23 protein-coding genes and 1 tRNA gene are annotated in these 25,156 nt (G+C 69.4%); 16 read left to right on the forward strand and 8 right to left on the reverse strand.

Going from position 1 to position 25,156, the window contains the following annotated elements; genetic code table 11:
* Positions 1-57: 57 nt before the first annotated feature.
* The 11 genes from mltG (at position 58) to AC1DGC_RS07000 (ending at position 8,523) form a co-directional block, all read left to right on the forward strand.
* Complete coding sequence (mltG, locus tag AC1DGC_RS06950; protein ID WP_478047506.1) at positions 58-1,116, forward strand: endolytic transglycosylase MltG; 1,059 nt, start codon at positions 58-60, stop codon at positions 1,114-1,116.
* The gene (tmk, locus tag AC1DGC_RS06955) at positions 1,113-1,772 is read left to right on the forward strand and encodes a dTMP kinase (RefSeq protein ID WP_478047507.1); all 660 of its coding nucleotides are present in this window, start codon (positions 1,113-1,115) and stop codon (positions 1,770-1,772) included. Before mltG ends, tmk begins: the two co-directional genes overlap by 4 nt.
* A 1-nt stretch (position 1,773) precedes the next feature.
* Positions 1,774-2,733 carry a DNA polymerase III subunit delta' gene (locus AC1DGC_RS06960; protein WP_478047508.1) on the forward strand — a complete coding sequence of 320 codons (960 nt, stop codon included), beginning with the start codon at positions 1,774-1,776 and terminating at the stop codon, positions 2,731-2,733.
* Positions 2,730-3,083, forward strand: coding sequence for a PilZ domain-containing protein (locus tag AC1DGC_RS06965; protein ID WP_259203574.1), 354 nt, complete (start codon positions 2,730-2,732; stop codon positions 3,081-3,083). The genes AC1DGC_RS06960 and AC1DGC_RS06965 overlap by 4 nt, the downstream gene beginning before the upstream one ends.
* Positions 3,084-3,148: 65 nt before the next feature.
* Positions 3,149-3,223 (forward strand) — tRNA-Val (locus AC1DGC_RS06970).
* Between the two features lie 802 nt (positions 3,224-4,025).
* Complete coding sequence (locus tag AC1DGC_RS06975) at positions 4,026-4,322, forward strand: hypothetical protein (protein WP_259203583.1); 297 nt, start codon at positions 4,026-4,028, stop codon at positions 4,320-4,322.
* Between the two features lie 49 nt (positions 4,323-4,371).
* A complete protein-coding gene (locus AC1DGC_RS06980; RefSeq protein WP_449335697.1) occupies positions 4,372-4,764 on the forward strand; it encodes a hypothetical protein in 393 nt (130 codons plus the stop codon).
* 14 nt (positions 4,765-4,778) lie between these two features.
* A complete protein-coding gene (locus AC1DGC_RS06985; RefSeq protein ID WP_478047509.1) occupies positions 4,779-5,162 on the forward strand; it encodes a YbjQ family protein in 384 nt (127 codons plus the stop codon).
* Positions 5,125-6,624: a serine hydrolase domain-containing protein gene (locus AC1DGC_RS06990; protein ID WP_478047510.1), complete on the forward strand. Its 1,500-nt coding sequence runs from the start codon at positions 5,125-5,127 to the stop codon at positions 6,622-6,624. The genes AC1DGC_RS06985 and AC1DGC_RS06990 overlap by 38 nt, the downstream gene beginning before the upstream one ends.
* A gap of 89 nt (positions 6,625-6,713) precedes the next feature.
* The gene (locus tag AC1DGC_RS06995; RefSeq protein ID WP_478047511.1) at positions 6,714-7,592 is read left to right on the forward strand and encodes an SDR family NAD(P)-dependent oxidoreductase; all 879 of its coding nucleotides are present in this window, start codon (positions 6,714-6,716) and stop codon (positions 7,590-7,592) included.
* 46 nt (positions 7,593-7,638) lie between these two features.
* Complete coding sequence (locus tag AC1DGC_RS07000) at positions 7,639-8,523, forward strand: LysR family transcriptional regulator (RefSeq protein WP_449335694.1); 885 nt, start codon at positions 7,639-7,641, stop codon at positions 8,521-8,523.
* A 97-nt stretch (positions 8,524-8,620) separates the two neighbouring features.
* On the opposite strand, the gene AC1DGC_RS07005 is transcribed toward AC1DGC_RS07000, so the two are convergent.
* The 4 genes from AC1DGC_RS07005 to AC1DGC_RS07020 form a co-directional block, all read right to left on the reverse strand.
* Positions 8,621-9,442, reverse strand: a complete 822-nt coding sequence (locus AC1DGC_RS07005; protein WP_478047512.1) for a sugar phosphate isomerase/epimerase family protein — start codon at positions 9,440-9,442, stop codon at positions 8,621-8,623.
* A gap of 94 nt (positions 9,443-9,536) precedes the next feature.
* Positions 9,537-9,713, reverse strand: coding sequence for a hypothetical protein (locus tag AC1DGC_RS07010; protein ID WP_259203590.1), 177 nt, complete (start codon positions 9,711-9,713; stop codon positions 9,537-9,539).
* Positions 9,710-10,846: a PepSY-associated TM helix domain-containing protein gene (locus AC1DGC_RS07015; RefSeq protein WP_259203591.1), complete on the reverse strand. Its 1,137-nt coding sequence runs from the start codon at positions 10,844-10,846 to the stop codon at positions 9,710-9,712. Before AC1DGC_RS07015 ends, AC1DGC_RS07010 begins: the two co-directional genes overlap by 4 nt.
* A gap of 58 nt (positions 10,847-10,904) precedes the next feature.
* On the reverse strand, positions 10,905-11,843 hold the full coding sequence (locus AC1DGC_RS07020) for a LysR substrate-binding domain-containing protein (protein ID WP_478047513.1): 939 nt from the start codon (positions 11,841-11,843) through the stop codon (positions 10,905-10,907).
* Between the two features lie 106 nt (positions 11,844-11,949).
* On the opposite strand from AC1DGC_RS07020, the gene AC1DGC_RS07025 reads away from it, so the two are divergent.
* Positions 11,950-13,473 (forward strand): MFS transporter, encoded by a 1,524-nt coding sequence (locus AC1DGC_RS07025; protein ID WP_478047514.1) that lies wholly within the window; start codon positions 11,950-11,952, stop codon positions 13,471-13,473.
* 3 nt (positions 13,474-13,476) lie between these two features.
* Here AC1DGC_RS07025 and AC1DGC_RS07030 read toward each other — a convergent pair whose 3' ends face one another.
* Both AC1DGC_RS07030 and AC1DGC_RS07035 read right to left on the reverse strand, forming a co-directional pair.
* Positions 13,477-14,847, reverse strand: a complete 1,371-nt coding sequence (locus tag AC1DGC_RS07030; RefSeq protein WP_394163918.1) for a sensor histidine kinase — start codon at positions 14,845-14,847, stop codon at positions 13,477-13,479.
* The gene (locus AC1DGC_RS07035; protein ID WP_259203597.1) at positions 14,840-15,523 is read right to left on the reverse strand and encodes a response regulator transcription factor; all 684 of its coding nucleotides are present in this window, start codon (positions 15,521-15,523) and stop codon (positions 14,840-14,842) included. The genes AC1DGC_RS07030 and AC1DGC_RS07035 overlap by 8 nt, the downstream gene beginning before the upstream one ends.
* Before the next feature lie 152 nt (positions 15,524-15,675).
* On the opposite strand from AC1DGC_RS07035, the gene AC1DGC_RS07040 reads away from it, so the two are divergent.
* Both AC1DGC_RS07040 and AC1DGC_RS07045 read left to right on the forward strand, forming a co-directional pair.
* The gene (locus tag AC1DGC_RS07040; RefSeq protein WP_478047515.1) at positions 15,676-16,857 is read left to right on the forward strand and encodes an efflux RND transporter periplasmic adaptor subunit; all 1,182 of its coding nucleotides are present in this window, start codon (positions 15,676-15,678) and stop codon (positions 16,855-16,857) included.
* Between the two features lie 4 nt (positions 16,858-16,861).
* Entirely contained in the window at positions 16,862-19,963 is a 3,102-nt protein-coding gene (locus tag AC1DGC_RS07045) for an efflux RND transporter permease subunit (protein ID WP_478047516.1), read from the forward strand.
* A 266-nt stretch (positions 19,964-20,229) separates the two neighbouring features.
* On the opposite strand, the gene AC1DGC_RS07050 is transcribed toward AC1DGC_RS07045, so the two are convergent.
* Positions 20,230-20,643, reverse strand: coding sequence for a GFA family protein (locus tag AC1DGC_RS07050; protein WP_259203601.1), 414 nt, complete (start codon positions 20,641-20,643; stop codon positions 20,230-20,232).
* Between the two features lie 161 nt (positions 20,644-20,804).
* Here AC1DGC_RS07050 and AC1DGC_RS07055 point away from each other — a divergent pair, with 161 nt between their 5' ends.
* Positions 20,805-21,782 carry an Lnb N-terminal periplasmic domain-containing protein gene (locus AC1DGC_RS07055; RefSeq protein WP_478047798.1) on the forward strand — a complete coding sequence of 326 codons (978 nt, stop codon included), beginning with the start codon at positions 20,805-20,807 and terminating at the stop codon, positions 21,780-21,782.
* Complete coding sequence (locus tag AC1DGC_RS07060) at positions 21,779-23,731, forward strand: esterase/lipase family protein (RefSeq protein WP_478047517.1); 1,953 nt, start codon at positions 21,779-21,781, stop codon at positions 23,729-23,731. The genes AC1DGC_RS07055 and AC1DGC_RS07060 overlap by 4 nt, the downstream gene beginning before the upstream one ends.
* Before the next feature lie 23 nt (positions 23,732-23,754).
* On the opposite strand, the gene AC1DGC_RS07065 is transcribed toward AC1DGC_RS07060, so the two are convergent.
* Complete coding sequence (locus AC1DGC_RS07065) at positions 23,755-25,128, reverse strand: MFS transporter (protein ID WP_259203603.1); 1,374 nt, start codon at positions 25,126-25,128, stop codon at positions 23,755-23,757.
* Between the last annotated feature and the right edge of the window lie 28 nt (positions 25,129-25,156).

Consider the following 25,156-nt stretch of genomic DNA (forward strand, 5'->3'; position numbering starts at 1 on the left):
CCGCGTGCAGCGGCCGCGCGGTATGCTGCGCGGCGGCGAAAACCATTCGAGGTGACCATGGCGGGTGCGAAACGGGGATGTCTGGCCGTGCTGGCGGTGCTGCTGTTGGGGGCATTGCTGCTGGCTGCGGCAGGGGCGTGGTTCTGGCACAGCCAGAGCGGGTTCGCCGATGCGCCGTTGACCCCGGACCAGCCCAGCATGGTGATCGCCCCCGGCGATGGCCTGAACACGGTGCTCGGCAAGCTGCGCGCCGCCGGCGTGGACGAGGGCAGCGCCACCCAGTGGCAGCTGCTGGCGCGCCAGCTGGATGCCGCCGGCAAGCTCAAGGTGGGCGAGTACGCGCTGGATGCCCGCCTGACCCCGCGCCAGCTGCTGCTGCGCATGCGCCAGGGCCGGGTGCTGCAGCACCGCGTGACCATCGTGGAGGGCTGGAACATCCGCCAGCTGCGCGCCGCGCTCAAGCGTGCCGAGCCGCTGGTGCACACCACCGACGCCCTGGACGACGCCGCGCTGATGAAGGCGATCGGTTTCCCCGGCGAGCATCCCGAAGGCCGTTTCCTGCCCGAGACCTATGTCTACCAGCGTGGCGACAGCGACGTGGACGTGCTCAAGCGCGCGCACGCGGCGATGGAAAAGGAACTGGCCGCGGCCTGGGACAGCCGCGCCGACAACCTGCCGTTGAATTCGCCGTATGAACTGCTGACGTTGGCCTCGATCATCGAGAAGGAAACCGCGTTGCCCAGCGAGCGCCCGCAGATTGCCGGCGTGTTCGTACGCCGGTTGAACATCGGCATGCGCCTGCAGACCGACCCGACCGTGATCTACGGCATCGGCAGCAGCTACGACGGCAACATCCGCAAGCGCGACCTCACCACCGATACGCCCTACAACACCTACACCCGCGCCGGCCTGACCCCGACCCCGATCGCCATGCCCGGCCGCGACGCGCTGCACGCCGCCGCGCAGCCGGCCGGCGGCGATGCGCTGTACTTCGTGGCGGTGGGCGATGGCAGTGGCGCGCACGTGTTCTCGGCCAATTACACCGAGCACAACGCCGCGGTGGCGCGCTACCTGCAGCAGCTGCGCCAGCAGCGCAGCCAGGCGGCACCGCAATGACCGCATCGCTGGTGCGCCACCCGCGTTTTGTCAGCCTGGAAGGCGGCGAGGGCGCGGGCAAGACCACGGCAATCAACGCGCTGCGCGATGCGCTGCGTGCGCGCGGCAATGACGTGGTGTTGACCCGCGAGCCGGGCGGCACGCCGCTGGCCGAGCGCATCCGCGCGCTGGTGCTCAAGCCCGACGCGGAGATTGCCGCCGAGCCGCTGTCGGCGGAGGCCGAGCTGCTGCTGGTGTTTGCCGCGCGCGCCCAGCACGTGCGCCAGGTCATCCAGCCGGCGCTGCGCCGCGGGGCGTACGTCATCAGCGACCGCTTCACCGATTCCAGCTATGCCTACCAGGGCGGTGGACGCGGCCTGGACCCGGCGTGGATCGCCGACCTGGAGCGCCGCGCCGTGGGCCTGCTGCCGGGCCTGACCCTGCTGCTGGACGTGGACGTGGCCGTGGGCCGGGCCCGCGCCAACGGCCGCGATATGTGGCCGGACCGCATCGAGAGCGAACAGGACGATTTCTTCCAGCGGGTACGCGCGGTGTTCCGCCAGCGCGTTGGCGAAGACCCCGGCCGCTTCCGTCTCATCGACGCCAGCCAGGACCAGGCCGGCGTCGCTGCGGCGGTGGTGGCGGCGGTGGACGCCTGGCTGGCACAGGAGAGCTGAGATGAGCGAGACCTTTTCCCCCTGGCAGCAGCGCGCCTACGACCAGACCGTGGCGGCGCTGGATGCCGGACGGCTGGGCCACGGCCTGCTGATCTGCGGCCCGGCCGGGCTGGGCAAGCGCGCGGTGGCGCTGCGCATGGCCCAGCACATCCTGTGCCGGGGCGAGCCGGCCGCGGCGCAGCGCAGTGCGCAGCTGATCGCGGCCGGGACCCATCCGGACCTGCAGCTGATCTCGTTCATCCCCAACAAGTCCGTCGACAAGCTGCGCACCGAGATCGTGATCGAGCAGGTCCGCGAGATCTCGCAGAAGCTCTCGCTGACCCCGCAATACGGCATCGCCCAGGTGGTGATCGTCGACCCGGCCGATGCGATCAACCGCGCCGCCTGCAACGCGCTGCTCAAGACCCTGGAAGAGCCGCAGCCGGGGCGTTACCTGTGGCTGATCAGCAGCGACCCGGCGCGCCTGCCGGCGACCGTGCGCAGCCGCTGCCAGCGCCTGGAATTCAAGCTGCCGCCGCGCGAGGAAGCGCTGGCCTGGCTGCAGGCCCAGGGCCACGCCGAAGCCGCTGCGCGCGAGGCGCTGGACGCCGCCCGCGGCCACCCGGGGCTGGCCGACGAGTGGCTGCGCGAGGATGGCCTGGCCCTGCGCAGGCAGGTGGCCACCGACCTGGAGGCGCTGGTCGCCGGGCGCGCCGGTGCGGTGGAGCTGGCCCAGCGCTGGGCCGGCGATGACAACACCGCGCTGCGCCTGCGCCATGCCGCCGACCTGGCGCTGGCCCAGGCCACCGGCGGTGGCTTGACCGATCCGGATCGATTGAACAAGCTGGCGGCGTGGTTCGACGCCGCCAACCGTACCCGCGATCTGCTGCGCACCACCGTGCGCGCCGACCTTGCGGTGGTGGAATTGTTGTTGGCCTGGAACAAGGTCAACGAGCGGCAAGCAAAGGGGAATAGAGCATGAGTGCCACCAACGCCCGCCAGGGCATCCTGTCGCTGGCGGTCAAGGACAAGGCCGCGCTGTACAGCGCGTACATGCCGTTCGTGAAGAACGGCGGGGTCTTCGTACCTACGCCCAAGCGTTACTTCCTGGGCGACGAGGTGTTCCTGCTGCTGACCCTGCCGGACTCCAGCGAGCGCCTGCCGGTGGCCGGCAAGGTAATCTGGGTGACACCGGCCGGGGCGCAGGGCAACCGTGCGGCAGGCATCGGCGTACAGCTGGCGGAAGGCGCGGAAGGCGAGAACGTGCGCAACAAGATCGAGACGCTGCTGGCCGGCATCCTGAGCGCGGACAAGCCCACGCATACGATGTGAAGAAATTTACGGAAAACCGTTGACGTCGAAATTTGCCGCCCTATAATGAGCGGCTCAGCAGCATCGGGCGGTTAGCTCAGCGGTAGAGCATTGCCTTCACACGGCAAGGGTCGCAGGTTCGAACCCTGCACCGCCCACCACACTGCAACATGAAGAAGCCGGCCCTTGGGTCGGCTTTTTTGTTGCCCGCCGTTCCCCGAGCGGGTTCGGGTGGGCTGCCCGGTGCGTACGGCTCGCGCGCCCGCGGCCACGCCGGCTTGTTGCCGCCTTCCTGCCCGCATTAACATCGATGCGGACGGGCCGCTCGCGCCCTTGGCTGACAGGATGTTGGGCATCGCATGAAATGGCGTGAACCCTGGGGCGTCTCGCTCCGGCACCAGGCGCGATTCGATCCGCTGGGCAAACCGGTACGCACGACGTTCCTCGGGTTGTTCGGCGCGTTCGCTGTGGTGTTCATCATGGCCAGCTGGGGCAAGGATGCGGCCGGGTGGTGGGAGAACCTGACGACGGTGTCGTGGATCGTGCCGGTATTCTCCGCCGTGCTGGCCCTGTTCGTGCGACTGGTGACCTGGCTGAGCCCACGCCGAATCGACTATGCACCCCACGGCATCATCGTGTTCAAGGCTGAGGACATGTTGCTGATTCCCTGGGGGGGCCATCGGCAGCCATCGCTTCACGACGGTCGAGGGCGATGCGGCGTTGGAGATCACCACCCTCGCGGGCGACGTGATTCCCTTGTTCCTGCCGTCCACGGTCAGCCGCGCCGCCATCGAGCGCGAGCTGGCCGAGCACATGCGCAAGGCGGCCGCGCACGCATAGCAGCGGGTGCCGGCCGTGCAGGGCGCGCATTGCCGATTTTGTGGATGCCCGGGCTCAGGGCCGGGCTATCGTGTGCATGCGGCCCTCTCCGCCGCCTTCCTGACACCGCCCCAGGAGCACCGCATGGACCCCGACGCAACCGATCCCACCCTGGGCACGCCCGCCGATTACAGCGATGCGCTGTACCCGGTCTACTTCGAAGTGGGCGAGTGGCAGCATGTGGCACGTGATGCGCTCGTCGCCTTCCTGGTGCAGCGCAGCGAGGATCATCCCGCGTTCGAGTTTGAACCGGCAGCGGTGCGCTGCAGCGCGCATGGCTATGAGGTGGACCTGCCGATGCAGTTGATCCCCGAGGTCGTGCGCGCGCTGGCCGAGCACAACGTGGCTGTCTACCAGGTGGTGCGGCTTGCGCGGGAATGACGTCGACCGGCTATGCTCGGCGCACGACAGGGAGGCGACGGGGACGGGCATGGAGACGCGTTTCAAGCGAAGGTGCTGGCTGCTGCCACTCCTGCTGCTGGCCCCCCTGCCGGCGATGGCCCGCGATTTCCCCGGCATGCTGACCGTGTTCGTCGGCTTGCCGCTGCTGGTGGTGGCCGCGGCGGTGATGGCGCTGCTGCTGGTCTTCCGGCGGCACGGCTGGGCGAGGGTGATGGGCATCCTCGTCGGCCTGCCGGTGCTGCTCACCGGGGTGTATGTCGCGTGCGTGGACACCTGGCGGTTCTGGCCGAGCCTGGAGAGTGGGGAGTTGGGGTTCCGGCTGGTCGTCATTCTCGGCTGCGCCGCGCTGTGGGCGTGCGTGTTGGCCATCACCTGGCGACTCTGGCGCGGCGCGCCGCGCGCTGCGTCTTCCCTCCACTGACCGCGAGGCCACCCATGGCAGACCCCTACAACAGCAGTCCCCGTGCCAGCGCCGCCATCCGCCTCGACGATGCGATGGTTACCACCGCTTTCGAACTGCCCGGCTACCGGGTGGTGCGCAGCCTGGGCGTGGTGCGTGGCATCACCGTGCGCTCGCGTTCGATCGTCGGCAACCTGCTGGGCGGGCTGCAGACCCTCTTCGGCGGCAACATCACCATCTACACCGAGCTGTGCGAGCAGGCCCGCGAAGAGACCTACCGCGACATGGCCAAGCATGCGCGGCTGCTCGGCGCCAACGCGATCATCGGCATGCGTTACGACGCCACCGATGTCATGACCGGGCTGACCGAGGTGCTGTGCTATGGCACGGCCGTGGTGGTGGAGCCGGCGCGCCTCTAGGACGCTGCGGCTCGACCGGACCGTGGTCGGCCATGCGGCCACGCCCCCTTTCACACTGGCTACGGTGGATTGCATGCGTCGTCTGACATTTTTTGTACTCGCATTGATGTGCTTCCCGGTCAATGCGCACGCCGCAACGCCACTGGCGCCGGATGCCGCCGAACAGGCCCTGAAGGCGTGGCTGGCTGCGTTCAATGACGCTGACCGTGACGCGCTGACGGCGTTCCGCGCGCGGTACGGAATGCGCCCGGACACGCAGGGCGATCTTGAGTTCCGCGAGGAGACGGGCCGCCTGGCGGTGCTGGAGGTCGTCGCGACCACCGCTGCCAAGGCGCAGGTGCTGGTGCTGCCGGCCGCCAATGATCGCGCGATGCGGGTGACCACGACCCTGAATCCGGACACGGGCGCGGCCGAGTTTGTGTTCGAGGGCGCAGAAACGCCCGCGAAGTACCAGCCTGCACGCATGGCCTTGACCGATGTGCTCGCTGAAGCGCGCACGCGCCTGCAGGCATTGCAGAGCTCCAACGATCTGGGCGGCGCATTCCTGGTGGCCCAGGGCGGGGAAATCCGCATGGCATGGCACGGCGGGCTTGCCGATCGCGAGCACCGCGTGGCGGTGGACCGGAACACGCGGTTCCGGCTGGCGTCGTTGAACAAGATGTTCACTGCCGTGGCCATTCTGCAGCTGCAGGACGCCGGCAGATTGTCCCTGGACGATACGCTCGCCAAGCATCTGCCGGCGTACCCGAACCCGACCGTGGCCGCGTCGGTGACGCTCCGGCAGATGCTGACCCACACCAGCGGCCTTGGCGACATTTTTGGTGACAAGGCGACCGAACACGTCGACAGCCTGCGCACGCTCCAGGACTACTGGGCGGTATTCGGCGCAGAACCCCTGGCCTTCGCGCCGGGCGAGCGCGACCAGTATTCCAACTACGCGTTCGTGCTGCTGGGCAGCGTCATCGAGGCGATCTCGGGCCAGTCGTACTACGACTATGTCGATGAACATATCTACCGCGTGGCCGGCATGCGCTCGACCGGCTCGGCGCCGGAATCCACGTCCGTTGCCAACCGGGCCAGGCCTTACACCCGCGTCGATGGCCGCTGGACGCTTGAGAAGGCATCGCTGCCCTGGCGGGGCACGTCGGCCGGTGGCGGCTATAGCACGGTCGACGACCTGCTGAAGTTCGGCGAAGCGCTGCGTACGGGCAAGCTGCTCTCGCCGGCATCGCTGGCCATGGCCACTTCGCCACAGAACCACAACGCCTGGTACGGCCATGGCTTCATGGTGCGCGGACAGGGCGATGCCCGGTTGTATGGGCATGAGGGCGGCGCTCCCGGTGCCAACGCGGTGTTCTACGTGATGCCGGAACAGGGCTATGTGCTGGTGGGCCTGAGCAACGTGGACCCGGATGCGATGGGGAACGTGGTCAATTTCGTGGCCAACCGGTTGCCGCTGTAGCGGCGGACGGCGCGCGATACCCGCAACGTATCGCAGCGGCACACCATCGGTATTGGCCCGGCGCGCTGCCTGCGCTGCATGCTGCCTGCATGGATCGACACGACCCCCTCTCTTTCACCGGCCAGGTCGGTCTGGTCACCGGCGCTGCCGGTGGCCTGGGCCTGGCTTACAGTCGCTTGCTGGCACGACGTGGCGCGCAGGTGGTGATGCACGACGTCGGTGCGGGCGTGGATGGCCGTGGCGGCGATTCACAGCGGATCGCGGGCGTCGTTGCCGACCTGGCTGCGCAGGGCCTGGCGGTGCATCCGGCGCACTGGCCGATCGACACGCGCACCCATTGCCGGTCACTGGTCGCCGATGTCCTGCAGCGCTTCGGTCGCCTGGACTTCATCATCCACAACGCCGGTTGGGTCGAGTACCAACCGATCGATGCGCTGGAAGAAGACCGCTTCGACGCGATGATGGCGATTGCCGCGAAGGCGCCGCTGTGGCTGGCGCAGGCTGCGTGGACGTCGATGCAGGATGCGCGCTACGGACGCATCGTGCTGACCACCTCCGATCGCGCGCTGTACCCGCAGTACGTGCAGAAGGGGCTGGCCGCGTATGCCGCCGCCAAGCTGGCGGCGGTGGGCATCGTCAACGTGCTTGCCGCCGAGGGGGCGCCACACGGGATCGTGGTCAATGCGGTGTCGCCGGTGGCCAAGACCCGCATGTGGGGCGTGGAAGGCGAGCCGGATGAGCTGCACCCGGACGCGGTGGCGCCGGGCGTCGCGTTCCTGGTGTCGGCCGCCTGCATGGACGGCGGCTGGATCCTGCGCGCCAGCAATGGCCAGTTCCACGCCACGCGCAGCGTGGAAGCCGAGGGCGTGACGTATCCGCGGGACCTGCGCGCGGTGCAGGCGGCCAGCGTGGAGGAGGTCGCCGCGCAGTGGGCCCGCGCGGCCCAGGCGGCCGTCGAGCTGCGCTGAGCCGGAGCGGTTACGCTGGGCACTGCTTTTTGCCGTGGCACCTTCGATGGTCGATCTCCGCCAACTTCGCCAGTTCGTCGCCGTCGCCGAGGAACTGCACTTCCATCGCGCCGCCGCACGCCTGCACATGTCGCAGCCGCCGCTGACCGCGGCGATCCGCAAGCTGGAAGAACACATCGGCAGCGCGTTGATCGAGCGCGGCAACCGCACGTTGGGGCTCACCGCTGCCGGCGCGGTGCTGTTGGCCGAGGCGCGGCTCACCCTGCAGCAGGCCGACCACGCGCTGGCTGCGACCCGCGACGCCGCGACAGGACGCACCGGCAGCGTGCGGCTGGGGTACGTGGGCAGTGCGTTGTACGGGCGCCTGCCGCAGGTGATCCGCGCGTTCCGGGGCAGTCACCCGCAGGTGCGGCTGGAGCTGATCGAAGCGACCTCGTCAGCGCAGGTCACGATGCTGCGCGAGCAGCGCCTGGACGTGGGCGTGGTGATTCCGCCGGTGGTCGACGCCGGCGACATGCACCTGCAGGCGTTCGATGTCGACCATCTGGCCATCGCCCTGCCGCGTACACACCGCCTGGCGCAGCGCGCGCCGGTTGCGCTGTCCGCGCTGGCGGGCGAGCCCTTCGTGCTGTGGCCGGCACGCGAGGGGCAGGGCTTCCACGCCCAGGTGATGCGGCTGTGCGCCGTGGCCGGCGTTGTTCCGCGGGTGGTGCAGGAGGCGCACGGCATGCATGCGGTGCTGTCGCTGGTGGCGGTGGAAGCGGGCATCGCGATCGTGCCGGCCAGCATGCAGGGTTTCCGCAGCGACGAGATCGTCTACCAGCCGCTGCAGGGCGAGGACAGCGGCTTCGCACTGCAGTTGTGCACCCGCAACGGGCCGATCACGCCGGCATTGCAGCAGTTCCTGCACACGGCGGTGGCGCCGGCCTGATCCACGCCGCAGCAGCCTGGCCCGCACGCCCAGGGTGGGGGCGGGGTGGCTGAGGTCGTCGTAGAACGCCGCGAGCGGGCACCCCCCCCGTTCCGGCTCATGCCCGCCGCTCATCCAGGACGGCCTCCAACGCCGTCATCGCCTGCTCGGCCACGCCGACTGGATCGTGCGCGTTGAGCGTGTCATTGAATACTTCCAGCCCGATCGGGCCGACATAGCCGATGCTGGCAAGCCGCTGCACCAGCGTCGCCAGTGGCCAGATGCCGGTGCCCGGCAGGCAACGTGCATGCCGCGCCTGCTGCTTCACTGCGCCCGGCTGCGGTTGTGCGGTGACGTCGGACAGCTGCACCAGGGCGATCCTGTCGGCGGGGATGCCCTGCAGGTCGTCCACCGATCGGCCGGCGGCGAACAGATGGAAGGCATCCACGACCAGGTCCAGGTTGTCGGCGGCCACCGCCTGGATCTGTTGCCAGGCCGACGGCACGGTGGAATGCAGGTGGCTCCACGCCATGCCTTCGTAGGCGATGCGCAGGCCACGGTCGGCGGCCCGTGCGCACAGCCAGCGCAGGTCCGCCGTCACCTGCTGCGTCTCGCAGGCCGGGTCGGTGCTGGCAGGCACCAGCACGGTGCCGGCGCCGACGGCGACGGCCATGTCGAGCAGCGCGCGTGCTTCGGTGCGCTTGGCCTCGCGGAGGGCGCCCGGTGCGCCGTCGAAATCCAGCAGGACCTGCAGATCGGTCAGCTGCAGGCCGGTGGTGTCGAGCACGGTGCGCACGGCCTCCGGCGAGGCAGCCTGCACGTCCTCGCGCCACAGTTCCACCTGGGCGAAGCCCGCCGCGGCGGCGGCGCGCAATTTCTGCGCGGTGCCGCCACCGAGCAGCACGGTGTTGAGGAAACGCGGGCCTGGCAGCAGCGACATGGGTCACGTCCTACGCGGAAACAGGCCCACGATGCTAGCGGTGGCGCGATGCACTGCATGTGCACGTGCGTGCAGTGCGCCGGCTGTCAGCCGGTCAGCGCGTGCGCTTCACCCACGCGCGCAGCACCAGCCCGATCAAACCGGCGAACACCAGCCAGGACACCACATTGAACACGCCGTCGCCGACCAGGGCACTGACCAGGCCGAGCACGCTCGCCGCGGCGATCCAGGCCGGCGCGACGAACGGGCTGCGGGGAGCGGGTGCGCTCATGCGACGGCTCCGGTCTGCGCGGCACGCTCGATCTCGGATACGCGCGCCTCGGTGCTGCCGCGCTTGACCCACAGATACAGGCCGCTGACCAGGACGGCGATGGTGAGCAGGTCGAGCAGTGCCCACAGGATCTTCAGCGGCAGCGCGCCGTAGTCGCCGAAATGCAGCGGCTGGCTGAGCAGCAGCACGCTCATGTAGAGCGGCAACTGCGGTTGCGCGGTGAGCGCGCCGGTCTGCGCGTCGATCAGCACCGGGCGATACAGGCGCTCGGTCAGCGCGGTAGTGCCCTGCATGAACACGCCATAGTGATGGTCGCCGCTGTAGCCGGTCCCCGGGAAGCTGACAAAGGCCGGGCGCATGCCCGGTTCGGCGGCTCGCGCGGTCTCCACCGCGGCCTGCAGCGACGCCAGCGTGGTGGGCCGCGGCTGGCCGGCGTAGCGGGCGGCGAACTCGCCCAGCTGCTGACCCTGCCACGCCTGTTCGAGCGGTTTGGCGATGGTGTTGATGGCGCCGGTGATGCCCACCACCAGCGCCCAGCCGAGGGTGACCACGCCGAGCACGTTGTGCAGGTCCAGCCATGCCAGCCGGCGGCTGCGCCCGGTGCGCAGCGTCCCGAACGGCTGCTTGCGCATGAAGGGGCCGTACAGCACCAGCCCGGAGATGATCGCCACGGCGAACAGCAGCCCCATCGCGCCCATGAACAGCATGCCGGGCAGCCCCAGGAACAGGTCGGTGTGCAGGCGGTACAGGAAGTACATCACCCCTTCGTTGAACTGCGCGGCCGGCACGACCTCACCGGTGATCGCATGCAGCAGCGCGGTCTGCATCTGCGGCGGCGGGGTGTCGGCGCGTGCGCCGGTATTGACGTATACGGTGGGTGCATCCGGGTCCCAACCGACGAACAGCGGCACGTTGCCGGGGTACTGCGCCACGGCGGTGCGGACCTGCGCGTCGAGGTCGCGCGGTGGTGCATCGCTGGCCGCTGCATCCACGTGCGGTTCGGCCAGGTGGGCGATCTCTTCGCCGAATACCAGCGGCAGCCCGGTCAGGCACAACAGCAGCAGGAACAGGGTGCAGACCAGGCTGGTCCACTTGTGGACGAGGAACCAGGTTTTGAGGGTGGCACGTTGCATGGGGCTGGCGCAGGGCTGGCGGGGATGCGGGCGATGGTACGTGATGCGGCCGGAGCGGTCAGCGGCGGCTGCGGCTGCGGCGCTGCGGTGGCGCGGCAGGGGCGGCAGGGGCGGCAAACAGCTGCTCGGCCATGAAATCGATGAACACCCGCAACCGTGCGTTTGGCTGGCGGTTGCCCGGCCACAGCAGCGAGAACTGGCCCGGCTGGCGTGGTTGATCGGGCAGCAGTTCCTGCAGGCGGCCATCGGCCAGTGCGTCGGCGGCGAGGAAGTCGGGCATCCATGCCACGCCCATGCCGCCGATCGCCGCGGCCAGCAGCGCCTCCATGTTGTTGCAGGTCATCACCGTGTCCAACGCGGCGCCGGCGTCGCCGTCATGCCCGGGCAGCGACCAGGCCTGCAGCTTGCCGGTGGTGGGGAAGCGGAAGCGCACCGCAGGTTGGGTGGCCAGCTGCAACAGCGTGGCCGGTCGACCGTGCGCATGCAGATGCACGGGCGCTGCGCACAGCACGAAGTGGAACGGGCCGAGCCGGCGTGCCATCAGGCTGGAGTCGGCCAGCTCGCCGCTGCGGATCACCACGTCCAGCCCTTCGCTGACCACGTCGACCAGCCGGTCGTTGAAATCCAGCTCCAGTTGCACGCCGGGGTAGCGTTGCCGGAACAGCGGCAGCAGTGGCAGCAGGAAGCGGTAGCCGATGGTCGGCAGGCCCACCCGCAGCAAGCCGCTGGGCGACTGTTGGCGCTGGCTGAGGTCGGCGCGTGCTTCGGACAGTTCGTCCAGCGCGCGCTTGCACCGCTGCAGCAGCACTTCGCCCTCGTCGGTGAGGCGCACGCGCCGGGTGGTGCGCTGGAACAGGCGCACGCCGAGGTCCTGTTCGAGCCGGGCCACGCGCTTGCCAACGGTGGAGGGCGACAGGCCCAGGCTGCGGGCGGCACCTACGAAGCTGGCGGCCTCGGCGGTACGGACGAAGGCGAGCAGGGCAGTGATCGAGTCCATGCCGGGATCATTACGGAAGAAGTGTCCGTAATCAAACGCATCTGGCGCGGTTTATCGCAGATAGCAGCGCCTCTATCGTCAATGCTCGACTTCGTTGGACGATCCCATGTGCCTGTTTACCCTTGAGCCGTCCCGGCGCGATCCGCGTTGGGGCGTGCTGGCCGTATGCCTGGCGGCGCTGGCCCTGCCGCTTTCTTTTTCCGCCGGTGCGGTGGCGGTGCCGGCATTGGGCGACCGCTTCCAGGGGTCACCCGCTGCGCTGGCGTGGGTGACCAATGCCTTCCTGCTCAGCTTTGGCAGCCTGCTGCTGGCCGCCGGTGGCCTGGCGGACCGGCTCGGGCGTCGTCGCCTGTTTCTGTGCGGCAGCGGTGGTGTCGTACTGGCCACGCTGGCGGTGTGCCTGGCGGTGGATCTGCGCGGGCTGGATCTTGCGCGTGGCGCGCAGGGCGTGGCGGCCGCCGCTGCGCTGTCGTCCGGCGGCGCGGCACTGGCGCAGCGCTTCGCTGGGCACGCGCGGACGCGGGTGTTTGCGCTGATGGGCACGATGTTTGGTGTCGGCCTGGCATTGGGGCCGCTGCTGGCCGGGATGCTGCTGCAGGCGCTGGGCTGGCGCAGCGTGTTTGCCTCGGGCGGGGTGCTCGCGTTGGCGGCATGGGCGCTGGCCTGGCGCCATCTGGACGAGAGCCGGGGCGAGTACGTACGCCTGGATGTGGCCGGCATGATCAGTTTCAGCCTGATGCTGGCGGCGCTGACCGTGGCCTTGTTGTTGCTGGGCGAACATGGGCTGCGCTCGCCAGCCGTGGTGGGCGCGTTGCTGGCCACGGCGCTGCTGCTGGTCCTGTTCGTGCGGATAGAGCGCCGCCAGCGCCAACCGCTGCTGGACCTGTCGTTGTTCGCGCAACGCGGCTTCCTCGGCGTGCAGTTGCTGCCGGTGGCGACCTGCTTCGGTTACGTGGTGCTGCTGGTGGTAGTGCCGCTGCACCTGCTGGGCGTGCAGGCGCAGTCGCCGCTGCAGGTGGGCCTGCAGATGCTGGCGTTGTCCGCGCCGATGCTGGTGTTGCCCATGCTGGCGGCGGGATGGGCGCGACGCCTGGGGGCGGCACGGCTGTGCACGCTGGGTCTGGCGGTGTGCGCGGTGGGCCTGTATCTGTTGTCGCAACGCGCCCTGCAGGTGGCCCCCACGCAGTGGTGGCCGGCACTGCTGCTGATCGGCGCCGGCACCGCGCTGCCCTGGGGCTTGATGGACGGGTTGTCGGTGAGCGTGGTGCCGGTACAGCGCGCTGGCATGGCCGCCGGCATTTTCGGCACGGTGCGGGTGGCGGGCGAGGGGATCGCGTTGGCAGCGGTGACGGCATTGCTGGCGACGCTCGTCGCACAGCGGTTGGCGCCGGGCAGTAGTGCGTCGCCGGCGACGCTGGGCAAGGCCGGTGCCTACCTGGCCACCGGCTCGCTGGCGCAGGCCTCGGTGCTGCTGCCGGGATTGCCGGTGGAGGTATTGCAGCAGGCCAGTCGCGACGCGCTGGTCTGGCTGCTGCGGGGCTTGGCCGCGCTCACCGCCGGCAGTGCGTTGCTGATCCACGCGTTGCTGGGCCGGCAGCGGATGCCTGCGGCGGCGACACCCGATGACTGATGGTCAAGCCAGCGTGTCGGCGAGGCAACGAATGCTCAGCCACGCGCCGCCGTCGGGCGCATCGCCGGTGCGCAGGCCGAAGCCGTGCAGGCCGGCGATGGCGGCGACGATCGACAGGCCCAAGCCGAACCCGTCGCCCGGTCCGGTCTCGTCGGTGCCACGGAAGAAGCGCTGGTAGACCAGGGCGCGGTCCTGCGGCGCAATGCCGGGGCCATCGTCGATGACATCGATGCGGGTAGCGCCCGCGTCCTCCACCGCGCGCAACAGGATGCGGCCGTGCTCGGGGGTGAAGCGCAGCGCGTTGGACAGCAGGTTGGCCAGGGCCTCGAACAGTAGTTCGCGGTCGCCGCTGACCGGCGGCAGGGGCGCGGCGATCTGCAGGTCCAGCACCTGCTGTTTTTCCTCGGCCAGTGGCAGGTAGAACTGGTGCAGTTCCTGCAGCAGGTCGGCCACGTCCACCTCGACGAAGGCCGAACGGCGCTGATGGCTTTCCAGTTCCGACACGCGCAGCAGCGCGGTGAAGCGCGCCATCAGCAGATCGGCCTCGAGCAGCGCCTTGTCGATCTGATCGGCGTGCGGATCGTGTTCGCCCAGGGCGACGCGGGTGCGATACAGGTGTGCGCGCAGCCGCGTGAGCGGGGTGCGCAGGTCGTGGGCGATGCTGTCGCACACGCCTTTGACCTCGGTCATCAACTGCTCGATGCGTTCGAGCATGGCGTTGACGATGCTGGAGAGCCGGTCGATCTCGTCCGGGCGCCCCGAGACCGGCAAACGCTGGGCCAGGTCGCCGGCGATGATCCGTTTGGTCGCCGCCTCGATCTGCTGGATGCGTTTCAGCGGCCGGCGCCGCAGCAGGTGCCAGCCGGCCAGGCCGGGGATCACGCTGAGCCACACGCCCCACAGCAGCGCGTCGAGGATGATGCTGTTGATCGCGCTCAGCTTGCCGCTCTGGCGGACGAACACCAGCAGCCGGCCATCGTGGGTTTCCACCCCGAGCGCGCGGCCGGGCTCCTCGCGCGGGCCCGCGACGAGCGTCCAGGCGTCCACCGGATGCGAGCGGCCGTCGATGCGCAGTTCTTCGGGGATGGCCAGCAACGGGCCGGCCAGATGCTGGCCGCCGGTACTGAAGATGCCGTACGCGTAGGCACCGTGGATGTCGTAGCGCAGGCTGTCACGCAGCGCATCGTCCAGGGCCTGGCCTTCGAATTTCTCGAACAGGTGCGCGCGCTGCAGCAGGCCCGATTCGGACAGGTCGTTGAGGTAGTCCGACACCCGCCAGTACATCACGCCGAGCAGCACGCTGGACCAGGCCACGAACAGCACGCAGTACAGCCCGAGCAGCCGGCTGCTGGAAGAGCGCCACTGGTCAGACATGCGCGTCGAGGACATAGCCGGTGCCGCGCAGGGTGCGGATCGGTTGCGGTCGGCCGGGCTGGTCGATGCGCTTGCGCAGCCGCCCGATATGCACGTCGATGAGATTGGTGCCGGGATCGAAGTGGTAGCCCCACACTTCCTGGAACAACATGCTGCGGGTGACTACCTGGCCGGCGTTGCGGACCAGGAATTCCAGCAGTTTGAATTCGGTTGGCAGCAGCGTGATCGCCTCATCGCCGCGGCGCACCGAGCGGGTCATCAGGTCCAGTTCCAGGTCGCCGGCCCGCAGCACGCTCTCGACCACGCCGGCCTGGCCGTGGCGGCGGATCAGGACTTCCACGCGGGCGGACATCTCATCGGAGGCGAACGGTTTGGTCAGGTAGTCATCGCCGCCGGCGCGCAGGCCGCGCACGCGTTCATCCACGTCCGACAGCGCGCTGATCATCAGCACCGGCGTGGTGATGCCTTCGCGACGCAACGTGGTGACCAGGGCGAGGCCGTCGAGGCCGGGCAGCATGCGGTCCAGCGTGATGACCGCGTAGTCGCCCGCGCGCGCCAGGGCCAGCCCGGTGCCGCCGTCCGCGGCCAGGTCCACCTCGAAGCCGTGGCTGCGCAGTTCGGTGGCGATTTCCTCCGCGGTGACGAGGTCGTCCTCGATGGTGAGTACGCGCGGCATGGGCCATCTTGAATACTGGGACCTGCGCATCCTCGCAACCGCGGCCGGGCAGCGCAAATGAAAAATGTTTCATGCGTTTTTCGCAGGTTCCACGCGTCGCGTCTCCTATATTCAGGCCCCAGCGCTCCCCCACGCCTGGAACCCCGCACCCGATGATCCGCCCGCTTCGCCCTGCCCGCGCCCGTCCCCGGCGGCTGCCCCGATCCTGCCGCGCGGCATTGCTGGTGGTCGCCGTGGCCAGCCTGCTGGCCGGCTGCGGCAAGGACGCCCCCAAGGCCGCGCCCGCCGCGCCGGAGGTGGGGGTGTTGACCCTGCAGACCCAGCCGCTGGCGCTGGACCAGGAATTGCCGGGGCGCAGCATCGCCTCGCAGGAATCGGACGTGCGCCCACAGGTGGATGGGGTGCTGGTGGCGCGCCTGTTCGAGCAGGGCCAGATGGTGCGGGCCGGGCAGCCGCTGTTCCAGATCGAGCCGGCGCTGTACCAGGCCGCCCTGAACGAGGCGCAGGCGAACCTGAAGACGGCCGAGGCCAGCGCGGTGGCCGCGCGCCTGCGCGCGCAGCGCCTGCAGGCACTGGGCAAGGACCAACTGGCCGCACGCCAGGACGTGGACGATGCGGTGGCCAATGGCCAGCAGGCCGCCGCCGCGGTGCAGGCGGCGCAGGCCGCCCGCGATACCGCGCGCACCCGGCTCGGCTTTGCCACGGTGACCGCGCCGATCGCCGGCCGCATCGGCCGCGCGCTGTTCACGCCGGGCGCGCTGGTCACCTCCGGCCAGGCCGAGCCGCTGGCGCGGATCCAGCAGGTGGATCCGATGAACGTGGATATCACCCAGTCCAGCAACGAGTACCTGGCGCTGCGCCGGGCGATCGCCGCGGGCGGCGTGCAGGCCAGCACCGCACCGGTGCGGCTGCAATTGTCCGACGGTACCGACTACGCGCTGCCCGGCACGCTGGAGTTCGCGGATATCGACGTGCAGCAGGACACCGGCAGCATCACCTTGCGTGCGCAGTTCCCGAACCCGGACGGGCAACTGCTGCCCGGCATGTACGTGCGCGCCCAGGTCGGGCAGGGCACCCGCCAGCAGGCACTGCTGGTGCCGCAGGCGGCGGTGGACCGCAGCCCCAAGGGCGAGGCCCAGGCCTGGGTGGTGGACAAGGACGGCAAGGCGCGGCAACGCACGTTCAGCACCGCGCGCGCGGTGGGCAACCAGTGGCTGGTGCTGGACGGCCTCAGCGCCGGCGAGCGGCTGGTGGTGGCCGGCAGGCAGGGGCTGGCGGATGGCATGCCGGTGCGGGTGAAGCCAGCGGCCGCGGCCGTCGCCGGCAAGGACTGAACACATGCTGCCGCGCTTTTTCATCCACCGCCCGGTGTTCGCCTGGGTCCTGGCGATCTGCATCATGGCGCTCGGCGCGATCGCGGTGACCCAGCTGCCGGTCGAGCAGTACCCGGACATCGCTCCGCCGCAGGTCAACATCACCGCCAACTACACCGGCGCGTCGGCGCAGACGGTGGAGGACAGCGTTACCCAGGTGATCGAGCAGCAGATCAAGGGCATCGACCACCTGCTGTATTTCTCCTCGACCAGTTCTTCCTCGGGCCAGTCGCGCATTACCGTCACCTTCGACCAGCGCGCCAACCCGGACATCGCCCAGGTGCAGGTGCAGAACAGCGTGAACCAGGCGATCAACCGCCTGCCGCAGGAAGTGCAGCAGCAGGGCGTCACTGTGGCCAAGTCGCAGGGCGACGCGCTGATGGTGGTGTCGCTGTATGACACCAGCCGGCGCATGGAACGGGTGGACGTGTCCGATTTCCTGGTCAGCAACGTGCAGGACCCGATCAGCCGCATTCCCGGCGTGGGCGAGATCAACGTGTTCGGCGCGCAATATGCGATGCGTATCTGGCTGGACCCGCACAAGCTGCGTGCCTTCGACCTGATGCCCTCGGATGTGCGCAGCGCCATCGAAGCGCAGAACACCCAGGTCACCGCCGGGGAGTTGGGCGCGCTGCCGGCCGCGCCCACCCAGAGCCTCAATGCCACGGTGACCGCGCAATCGCGGTTGCAGACCCCCGAACAGTTCCGCGCGATCATCCTGCGCACGCTGCCCAATGGCGCGGCGGTACACCTGTCCGACGTGGCGAGGGTGGAGATCGGTGCGGAGAACTACCAGACCAGCAGCTATCTCAACGGCTACCCGGCGGCGGGCTTCTCGGTGACCCTGGCCTCCGGCGCCAACGCACTGGACACCGCCGATGCGGTGCGCGCGGCGATCGAGACGCTGCGTCCTGGTTTCCCGCCCGGCGTGCAGGTGGCCTATCCGCGCGACAGCACGCCGTTCGTGCGGGTCTCCATCGAGGGCGTGATCCACACGCTCATCGAGGCGATCGTGCTGGTGGTGATCGTGATGTTCCTGTTCCTGCAGAACGTGCGCGCCACGCTGATCCCGGCCATCACCGTGCCGGTGGTGCTGCTGGGCACGTTCGGCGTGCTGGCGGTGGCCGGCTTCACCATCAACACGCTCACCCTGTTTGCGATGGTGCTGGCGATCGGCCTGCTGGTGGACGATGCGATCGTGGTGGTGGAGAACGTGGAGCGCATCATCCACGAAGAACACCTGCCGCCGCGCGAGGCCACCGAAAAATCGATGGGCGAGATCACCGGCGCGCTGGTCGGCATCACCGTGGTGCTGGGCGCGGTGTTCCTGCCGATGGCGTTGTTCGGGGGCTCCACCGGCATCATCTACCGCCAGTTCTCGATCACCATCGCCTCGGCCATGGCACTGTCGGCGCTGGTCGCGCTGACCCTGACCCCGGCGCTGTGCGCCACGCTGCTCAAGCCGTCCTCGGCGCAGAAACCGCCGGGGCGTTTCTTCGCCGGGTTCAACCGCGGCGTGGAACGCAGCCAGGAAGGCTACCAGCGGCGGCTCGGCGGCGTAGTGGCCGCACCGAAACGCTGGATGGCGTTCTACCTGCTGGTGATCGTGGGCATGGTGGCGCTGTATGCGCGCATGCCCACCGGCTTCCTGCCGGTGGAGGACCAGGGCCAGGTGATGTTCCAGTTTTCCACCCCGGAAGGCACGCCGATGGCGCGCACCGAAGCGCTGGGCGCGGCGATCAGCCAGTACTTCATGGACAACGAAAAACAGAACCTGGACGTGGTGTTCGTGGTGGTGGGCCGCAACAACGCCGGCACTGGCCAGAACGCCGGCCAGGGCTTCCTCGCACTCAAGCCATGGGGCGAACGCGACGGCGACAACACCGCCGCGGCGATCATCGCGCGCGCCAACGCGCACTTCCGTGGCCTGGCCGATGCCAAGGTCAACGTGCTGGCACCGCCGGCGGTGCGTGGGCTGGGCCAGTCCAGCGGCTTCGAGCTGTGGCTGCAGGATGCCAGCGCCGCCGGGCGCGGCGCGCTGCAGGCCGCCCAGCAACGGGTGGTGCAGGCGGCCAACCAGGACGACGGGCTGAGTTCGGTGCGCTTGAACGGACTCGGCGACAAGGCCGAACTGCACCTGGACATCGACCACGCCCAGGCCAGTGCGTTGGGGCTGGCGCAGGGCGACATCAACGCCACGCTGGCCGCGGCCTGGGGCGGCACCTACGTCAACGACTTCCTCGACCGCGGCCGGGTCAAGCGTGTGTACCTGCAGGGTGACCAGCCCTACCGCAGCGTGCCCGATGACATCGGCCAGTGGTACGTGCGTGGCAGCAATGGACAGATGGCGTCCTTCGCCAGTTTCGCCAGCAGCCACTGGGCGCGTGGGCCGCAGTTGCAGCAGCGCTTCAACGGGCTGCCGGCGATGGAGATCCAGGGCAGCGCCGCCGAAGGGCGCAGTTCCGGCGAGGCGATGCAGCGCATGCAGGCGCTGATCGCCGACCAGCCCGGGTTCGAGCTGCAGTGGAGCGGGCTGTCCTACCAGGAACAGCTATCCAGCAACCAGACGCTGTGGCTGTACGCGGCGTCCATCGCCTTCATCTTCCTGTGCCTGGCCGCGCTCTACGAGAGCTGGACGGTGCCGGTGGCGGTACTGCTGGTGATTCCACTGGGCGTGATCGGCACCGTGCTGGCGACCACCGCGGCCGGTTTCGTCAACGACATCTATTTCCAGGTGGGCCTGTTGACCACGATCGGGCTGTCGGCGAAGAACGCGATCCTGATCGTGGAGTTCGCCGAGGCCCGCTACCGTGCCGGCAGCAGCGCGGTGGAGGCGGCACTGCAGGGCGCGCGGCTGCGCCTGCGTCCGATCGTGATGACCTCGTTGGCGTTCATCGCCGGCGTGATTCCGCTGGCGCTGGCCACCGGCGCCGGCGCGGTCAGCCGGCGCGAGATCGGCATGAGCGTCATCGGCGGCATGCTCTCGGGCACCGTGCTGGCGGTGGTGCTGGTGCCGCTGTTCTTCGTGCTGGTGCGGCGCATGGGCAAGGCGCGACCGGTTGCGTAGCGGCCCCGGGCGATCGTCACATGGTTGTCGTGCCGGCCTCACCTGGCCTATGCCGGGGCGTCGGTAGCGTAAGGGTCCCGTCCCCCACGGAGACCTGCCATGTGGTTGCTCGACCGACTCTGGCCCACGCGTACCGCTGCCGCCGTCCCGCCTGCGCCGCCGGCGGAGGCCTCGCCACGGCGCGCGCTGTTCAAGCGCCCGTTACGCGCCGGGCGCACCCGGATGGCGCCGTGGCAGAAGGTGGCACCGCCGCCGCGGCGGCGTGGTCACTGAGGGGGCGTGCGGTCGGCGGGGTGGTTGACCCCGTCGTTGACCGGCACCTCGCCCAGCGCATAGGGATTGATCCCATCCAGGCAACCCAGGTTGTAGCCGTACTCGTCCGGTGACGAGCGCCGCTGGTGGTGGGTGTAGATCCCACAGGTGCCGCAGAACCAGTGCTTGGCCACATGGGTGTTGAACTGGTACAGGCGCAGTACGTCCTGGCCCTGGATGACCTCCAGGTCGGCCAGCTTGGCCGAGCCGACGATGGCGCCCCTGCGCCGGCACAGCGAGCAGTCGCAGCGCCGGGGCGAGAGCACCCCGTCCGGCAGATGCAGGCGCAGCACCACCGCTCCGCAGTGGCAGCGCGCCAGGTGTTCCCGCTGGATCGGCACGCCGCCGATCGAATGCAGACCCTGCATCACACCCTCCTACCTTCGTCGCCATGGGCCCCGGAGTATGCCGTGTGCCCAAACTGAACGCGCGGACATGTCCCCGATGCGCCGGTTATGGCTAACTAGCGCCCCGACCAACGATGGAACGACGCGTGAAGAAGGCAGGACGATGGGGGCTGGCGCTGCTGATGCTGCTTGCGGCGCTGTGGGTCACCGGCATGCTGGCCTACCAGTTGCCAGGTCCGGGCTGGCTGCGCGGGGTGGCGATCGTGGCGTGGGCCGGCGTCGCGCTGACCGCGCTGGTGGCGGTGGCGCGCGCACGTGGCGGACGTTGGCCGGGCGCGGTGTACGTGGCCGCGCTGGTGGCGTGCGGGGTGTGGTGGCTGCTGCTGACGCCGCGCCAGGACCGGGTCTGGGCCGACGACGTGGCGCAGCGGTTGAAGGTAATGAGCTTCGACGGCCGCCACGTGGTGCTGGACAACGTGCGCGACTTCACCTGGCGCAGCGAGGACGACCACGACGTGCGCTGGGTGCGGCGCAGCTACGACCTGGACCAGCTGCGTTCGGCCGACCTGGTGATGTCGTACTGGATGGGCCCGATGATCGCGCACACGCTGGTGTCCTTCGGCTTCGCCGACGGCCGCCAACTGGTGTTCTCGCTGGAGATCCGCAAGGAACGCGGTGAATCGTTCTCCGCGCTGGGCGGCTTCTTCCGCAAGTTCGAGATGACCCTGGTGGCGGCCGAGGAAACCGACATCATCCGCGTGCGCAGCAACGTGCGCGGCGAGGATGTGTACCTGTACCGCCTGCAGGGCATGACCCGGGAACAGCTGAAGGGCCTGTTCGTGTCCTACCTCGGCGAGGCGCGCAAGCTGGACGCCGCTCCGGCGTTCTACAACACGCTCAGCAGCAACTGCACCACCATCGTCTACGCGCTGGCCAAGCAGATCGCGCCGGGCCTGCCGCTGGACTACCGGCTGCTGGTCTCCGGCTATTTCGCCGAGTACGCGCGCGACCTTGGCGTACTGGTGCCGGGCGTGGATTTCGCCACGCTCAAGGCGCGGGGCCGCATCACCGACCGCGCACGCGCCGCCGGCGATGATCCCGCTTTCTCCCGACTGATCCGCCAGGGCATGCCCGGCGTCGAGCAAGGACGCGTTCCATGATGGCTGTAACCGACGGCGTTCGGCGCCGGATGCTGCCGCTGCTGGCAGTGGCCCTGTCGCTGCTGCTGTCCAGCGGCTGCGCGATGGTGACCATGAAGCAGGTGGCACCCACCGACTACCTGGCCAACAAGCGCGGCGACGTGCTCACCTCCGGCAAGTTGAGTGCGGCCTCGCAGGAAACCCTGAGCGTGATCGGGCTGGACGAGGACCTGTGCGCCAAGGACGTGGTGAGCTGCCAGAAGACCCTGGAAGACACCGCGGTGTTGCCCGAGGAACAACGCCTGTCGGCACTGTCCGAACTGTGGGTCAAGACCGCCCTGGGGCTGAGCCCCAAGCCCAAGGACCGCGACAAGCATCCGATGAGCGATGCCGCGCTGGACGCCTGGCTGGAGGCCGCGCGCTATGCCTACGCCTACCTGTTCTTCAGTGGCCGCACCGCGTCCGATCGTGCGTTCGAAGACCGCCAGACCCAGGTCCGCGACTACTACAACTACGCTGCCGAGCAGACCGCGGCGGTGGTGTTCAAGCGTGCGCGCGAGAGTGCGCTGGAAGGCGAGGACTACAACGCGCCGGTGGAAGGCGAGCGCTGGACGCTGACCTCGGACTTCGGCGAACTGCGCATGTCCAGCATTCCCACGCGGATGGTCCCGGCATCGTCGCTGAGCTTCGCCGGTCTGCGCAGCACCTACCGCCGCGACGGCTTCGGCGCCGAGCTGGTGGTGGTGATGGACCCGCCCAAGCTGGTGGCGGCCGCCGACGGCAGCAAGGCCGAGATCCCGCAGTACAGCGAGATGTCGGCGATCAACGCGACCGCGCTGCTGCGCTTCAAGGGCGACAGCCTGCAGCAGGTCCTCGACACCACCCAGGTGCTGTTCGACGTGTACTCCCCGGAGTCCACCGAGAGCGTGGACCTGCACGGCGAGAAGGTGCCGCTGGCCGGCAATTTCACCGCCGCCTATGGCATGTGGCTGGCCCAGTCCGGCTTTGCCACGCAGTCGCTGCGCACGCTGTTCGGGCTCAGCGAGGGCATCGGCGAGCCGCACATGTACCTGATGCAGCCCTGGGACCCGGACCGCCGCATCATCTTCATGCTGCACGGCCTGGGCAGCAGCCCGGAGGCCTGGGTCAACGTGGCCAACGAGATCATGGGCGACCCGGAACTGCGCCGGCACTTCCAGGTCTGGCAGGTCTATTACCCGACCAACGCGCCGATCGCGCTGAACCGCTTCGAGATCAACGAAGCCTTCACCAACACCCTCAAGCACTTCGACCCCAGCGGCACCTCGCCGGCATCCAGGGACAGGGTGTTCATCGGCCACAGCATGGGCGGCGTGCTGGCCCGCCTGCTGGTCACCTCCTCCGGCGACGTGCTCTGGAACGACCTGCTGGCCAACTACGACCTCAAGGGCGAACGCCTGAAGCGGGTGCAGGCCAAGCTGGGCCCGTTGCTGCATTTCAACGCGGACGCCAACGTCGAGCGCGCCATCTTCATTGCCGCCCCGCACAAGGGCACCGACATCGCCGGCAACCGGGTAGGGCGGCTGATCGGGCGCCTGGTGCGCCTGCCGATCACCCTGCTGGGCAAGTTCGAGGACGTGTTCCAGACCTTGCAGCAGGCCGAGGCGCAGTCCGCGCAGCCGACCAAGCTGCAGATCCCCAACAGCATCGACAACCTCAAGGCCAGCGATCCGTTCGTCAAGGCCGCGGGCGCGCTGCCGATCATGCCGGGCCTGAAGTACCACTCGATCATCGCCCAGCGCAAACCCGACGTGCCGCTGCAGCAGTCCGACGATGGCCTGGTGCCGTACTGGAGCGCGCACCTGGACGGGGCCTTGTCGGAGAAGGTGATCATCTCCGGGCACAGCGTGCAGGAAACGCCGCAGGCGGTGCTGGAGATCCGCCGCATCCTGCGCGAGGACCTGAAAGAGGTCGGCGATTCGCGGCGCTGACCTGCCGTGCCGCGGGGCCAGGCTCAGATGCGCCGCGCAACCACCACGCCTGCCACCGCCAGCACCAGCATGATCGCGTAGGTGAGCAGGTAGCCCAGCGCCACGTTGCCCTGCAGGAACAACGCGAACAGCGACCCGGAAACGGCCAGCGTGGTGGCCACGGCCAGCGCTTCGCTCAACTGCAGCGCGGAGGTGTTCGCGCCCTGCTGCGCCGGTGGTGACAGCGACAGTGTCAGCACCGACAGGCCGGGGTAGATCAGGCCCATGCCGAACCCGGTCACGCTCCAGCCGGCCAGCGCCAGCCACAGCGGTGTGCCGGGCTGGATCGCCGACGAGGTGGCGAAGATGCCCACGCACATCAGCAGCGCACCGCCCTGCAACAGCTGCCGGCGCGACCAGCCGCGCTGCTGGTGGCCCTGCAGCCACGAGCCGCTGAACCAGCCCAACGCGCCCAGGCTCAACGCCACCCCGGCCAGCAAGGGGCTCAGGCCACGCTCGCGTTGCAGCAGCAGGGGCAGGAAGGCTTCGCAGCCGAAGAACGCGGAGGCGGCGATCCCGCGCATCGCGATCACGCTGGGCAGGCCCCGGCGCAGGCGCAACGTGCCGGCGGGCAGCAGCTTCCAGCTGCACACGGCCAGCAGCCCCAGTGCCGGCAGCAGCAATGCCAGGGCCAGCGCGCCACGTTGCTGGCCGCCCACGTACAGCAGCAGGGCACCGGACGACGCGCCGACCGCCCAGCCGATCACGCTGGCCTTGCCTGCCGGCGGTGCCAGCGCCGCCTGCACATCGCGCAGTGCAGGCCGCAGCAGCAGCCCGGCCGGGATCGCCAGCAGCGGCACGATCAGGAACACCCAGCGCCAGCCCAGGTGCTGCACGATCCAGCCGCTGATGCTGGGCCCGATCAACGACGGCACCACCCAGCCGGCGGAAAACGCGGCGAACACGCGCGGCCGCATCGCCTCGGGAAAGGTGCGGCCTACCATCACGTACAGCGCCACCGACATGCCGCCCGCGCCCAGTCCCTGCAGCAGCCGGCCGAGCAGCAGCACCGGCATGTGCCGGGCGAAACCGGCCACCAGCAGCCCGCCGATGAAGCAGCCCAGCCCCAGCCACAGTGGCCGCGCCGGCCCGCGCTGGTCGCTCCAGTAACCGGCCAGGGTCATCCCGATCACGCTGGTGGCCAACGTGCCGCCAAAGGCCAGGGCATACAGGCGCAGTCCGTCCAGCTCCTGCGCCACGGTCGGCATGGCCGCGGCCACCGCCAGCGCCTCGAAGCCATACAGCGCCACCAGCGCGACCATGCCGATCGTGGTGGCGCGGTAGGCCGGCGACAGGATCGAGGGCACCGGCACGGCAGCGGACGCCGGCGGGGTGGGGGCTGCAACATCGGAGGACATGCGGGGATTCCAGGAAGGGCAAGGGCAG

The organism is Stenotrophomonas sp. 05N37, from assembly GCF_056397365.1.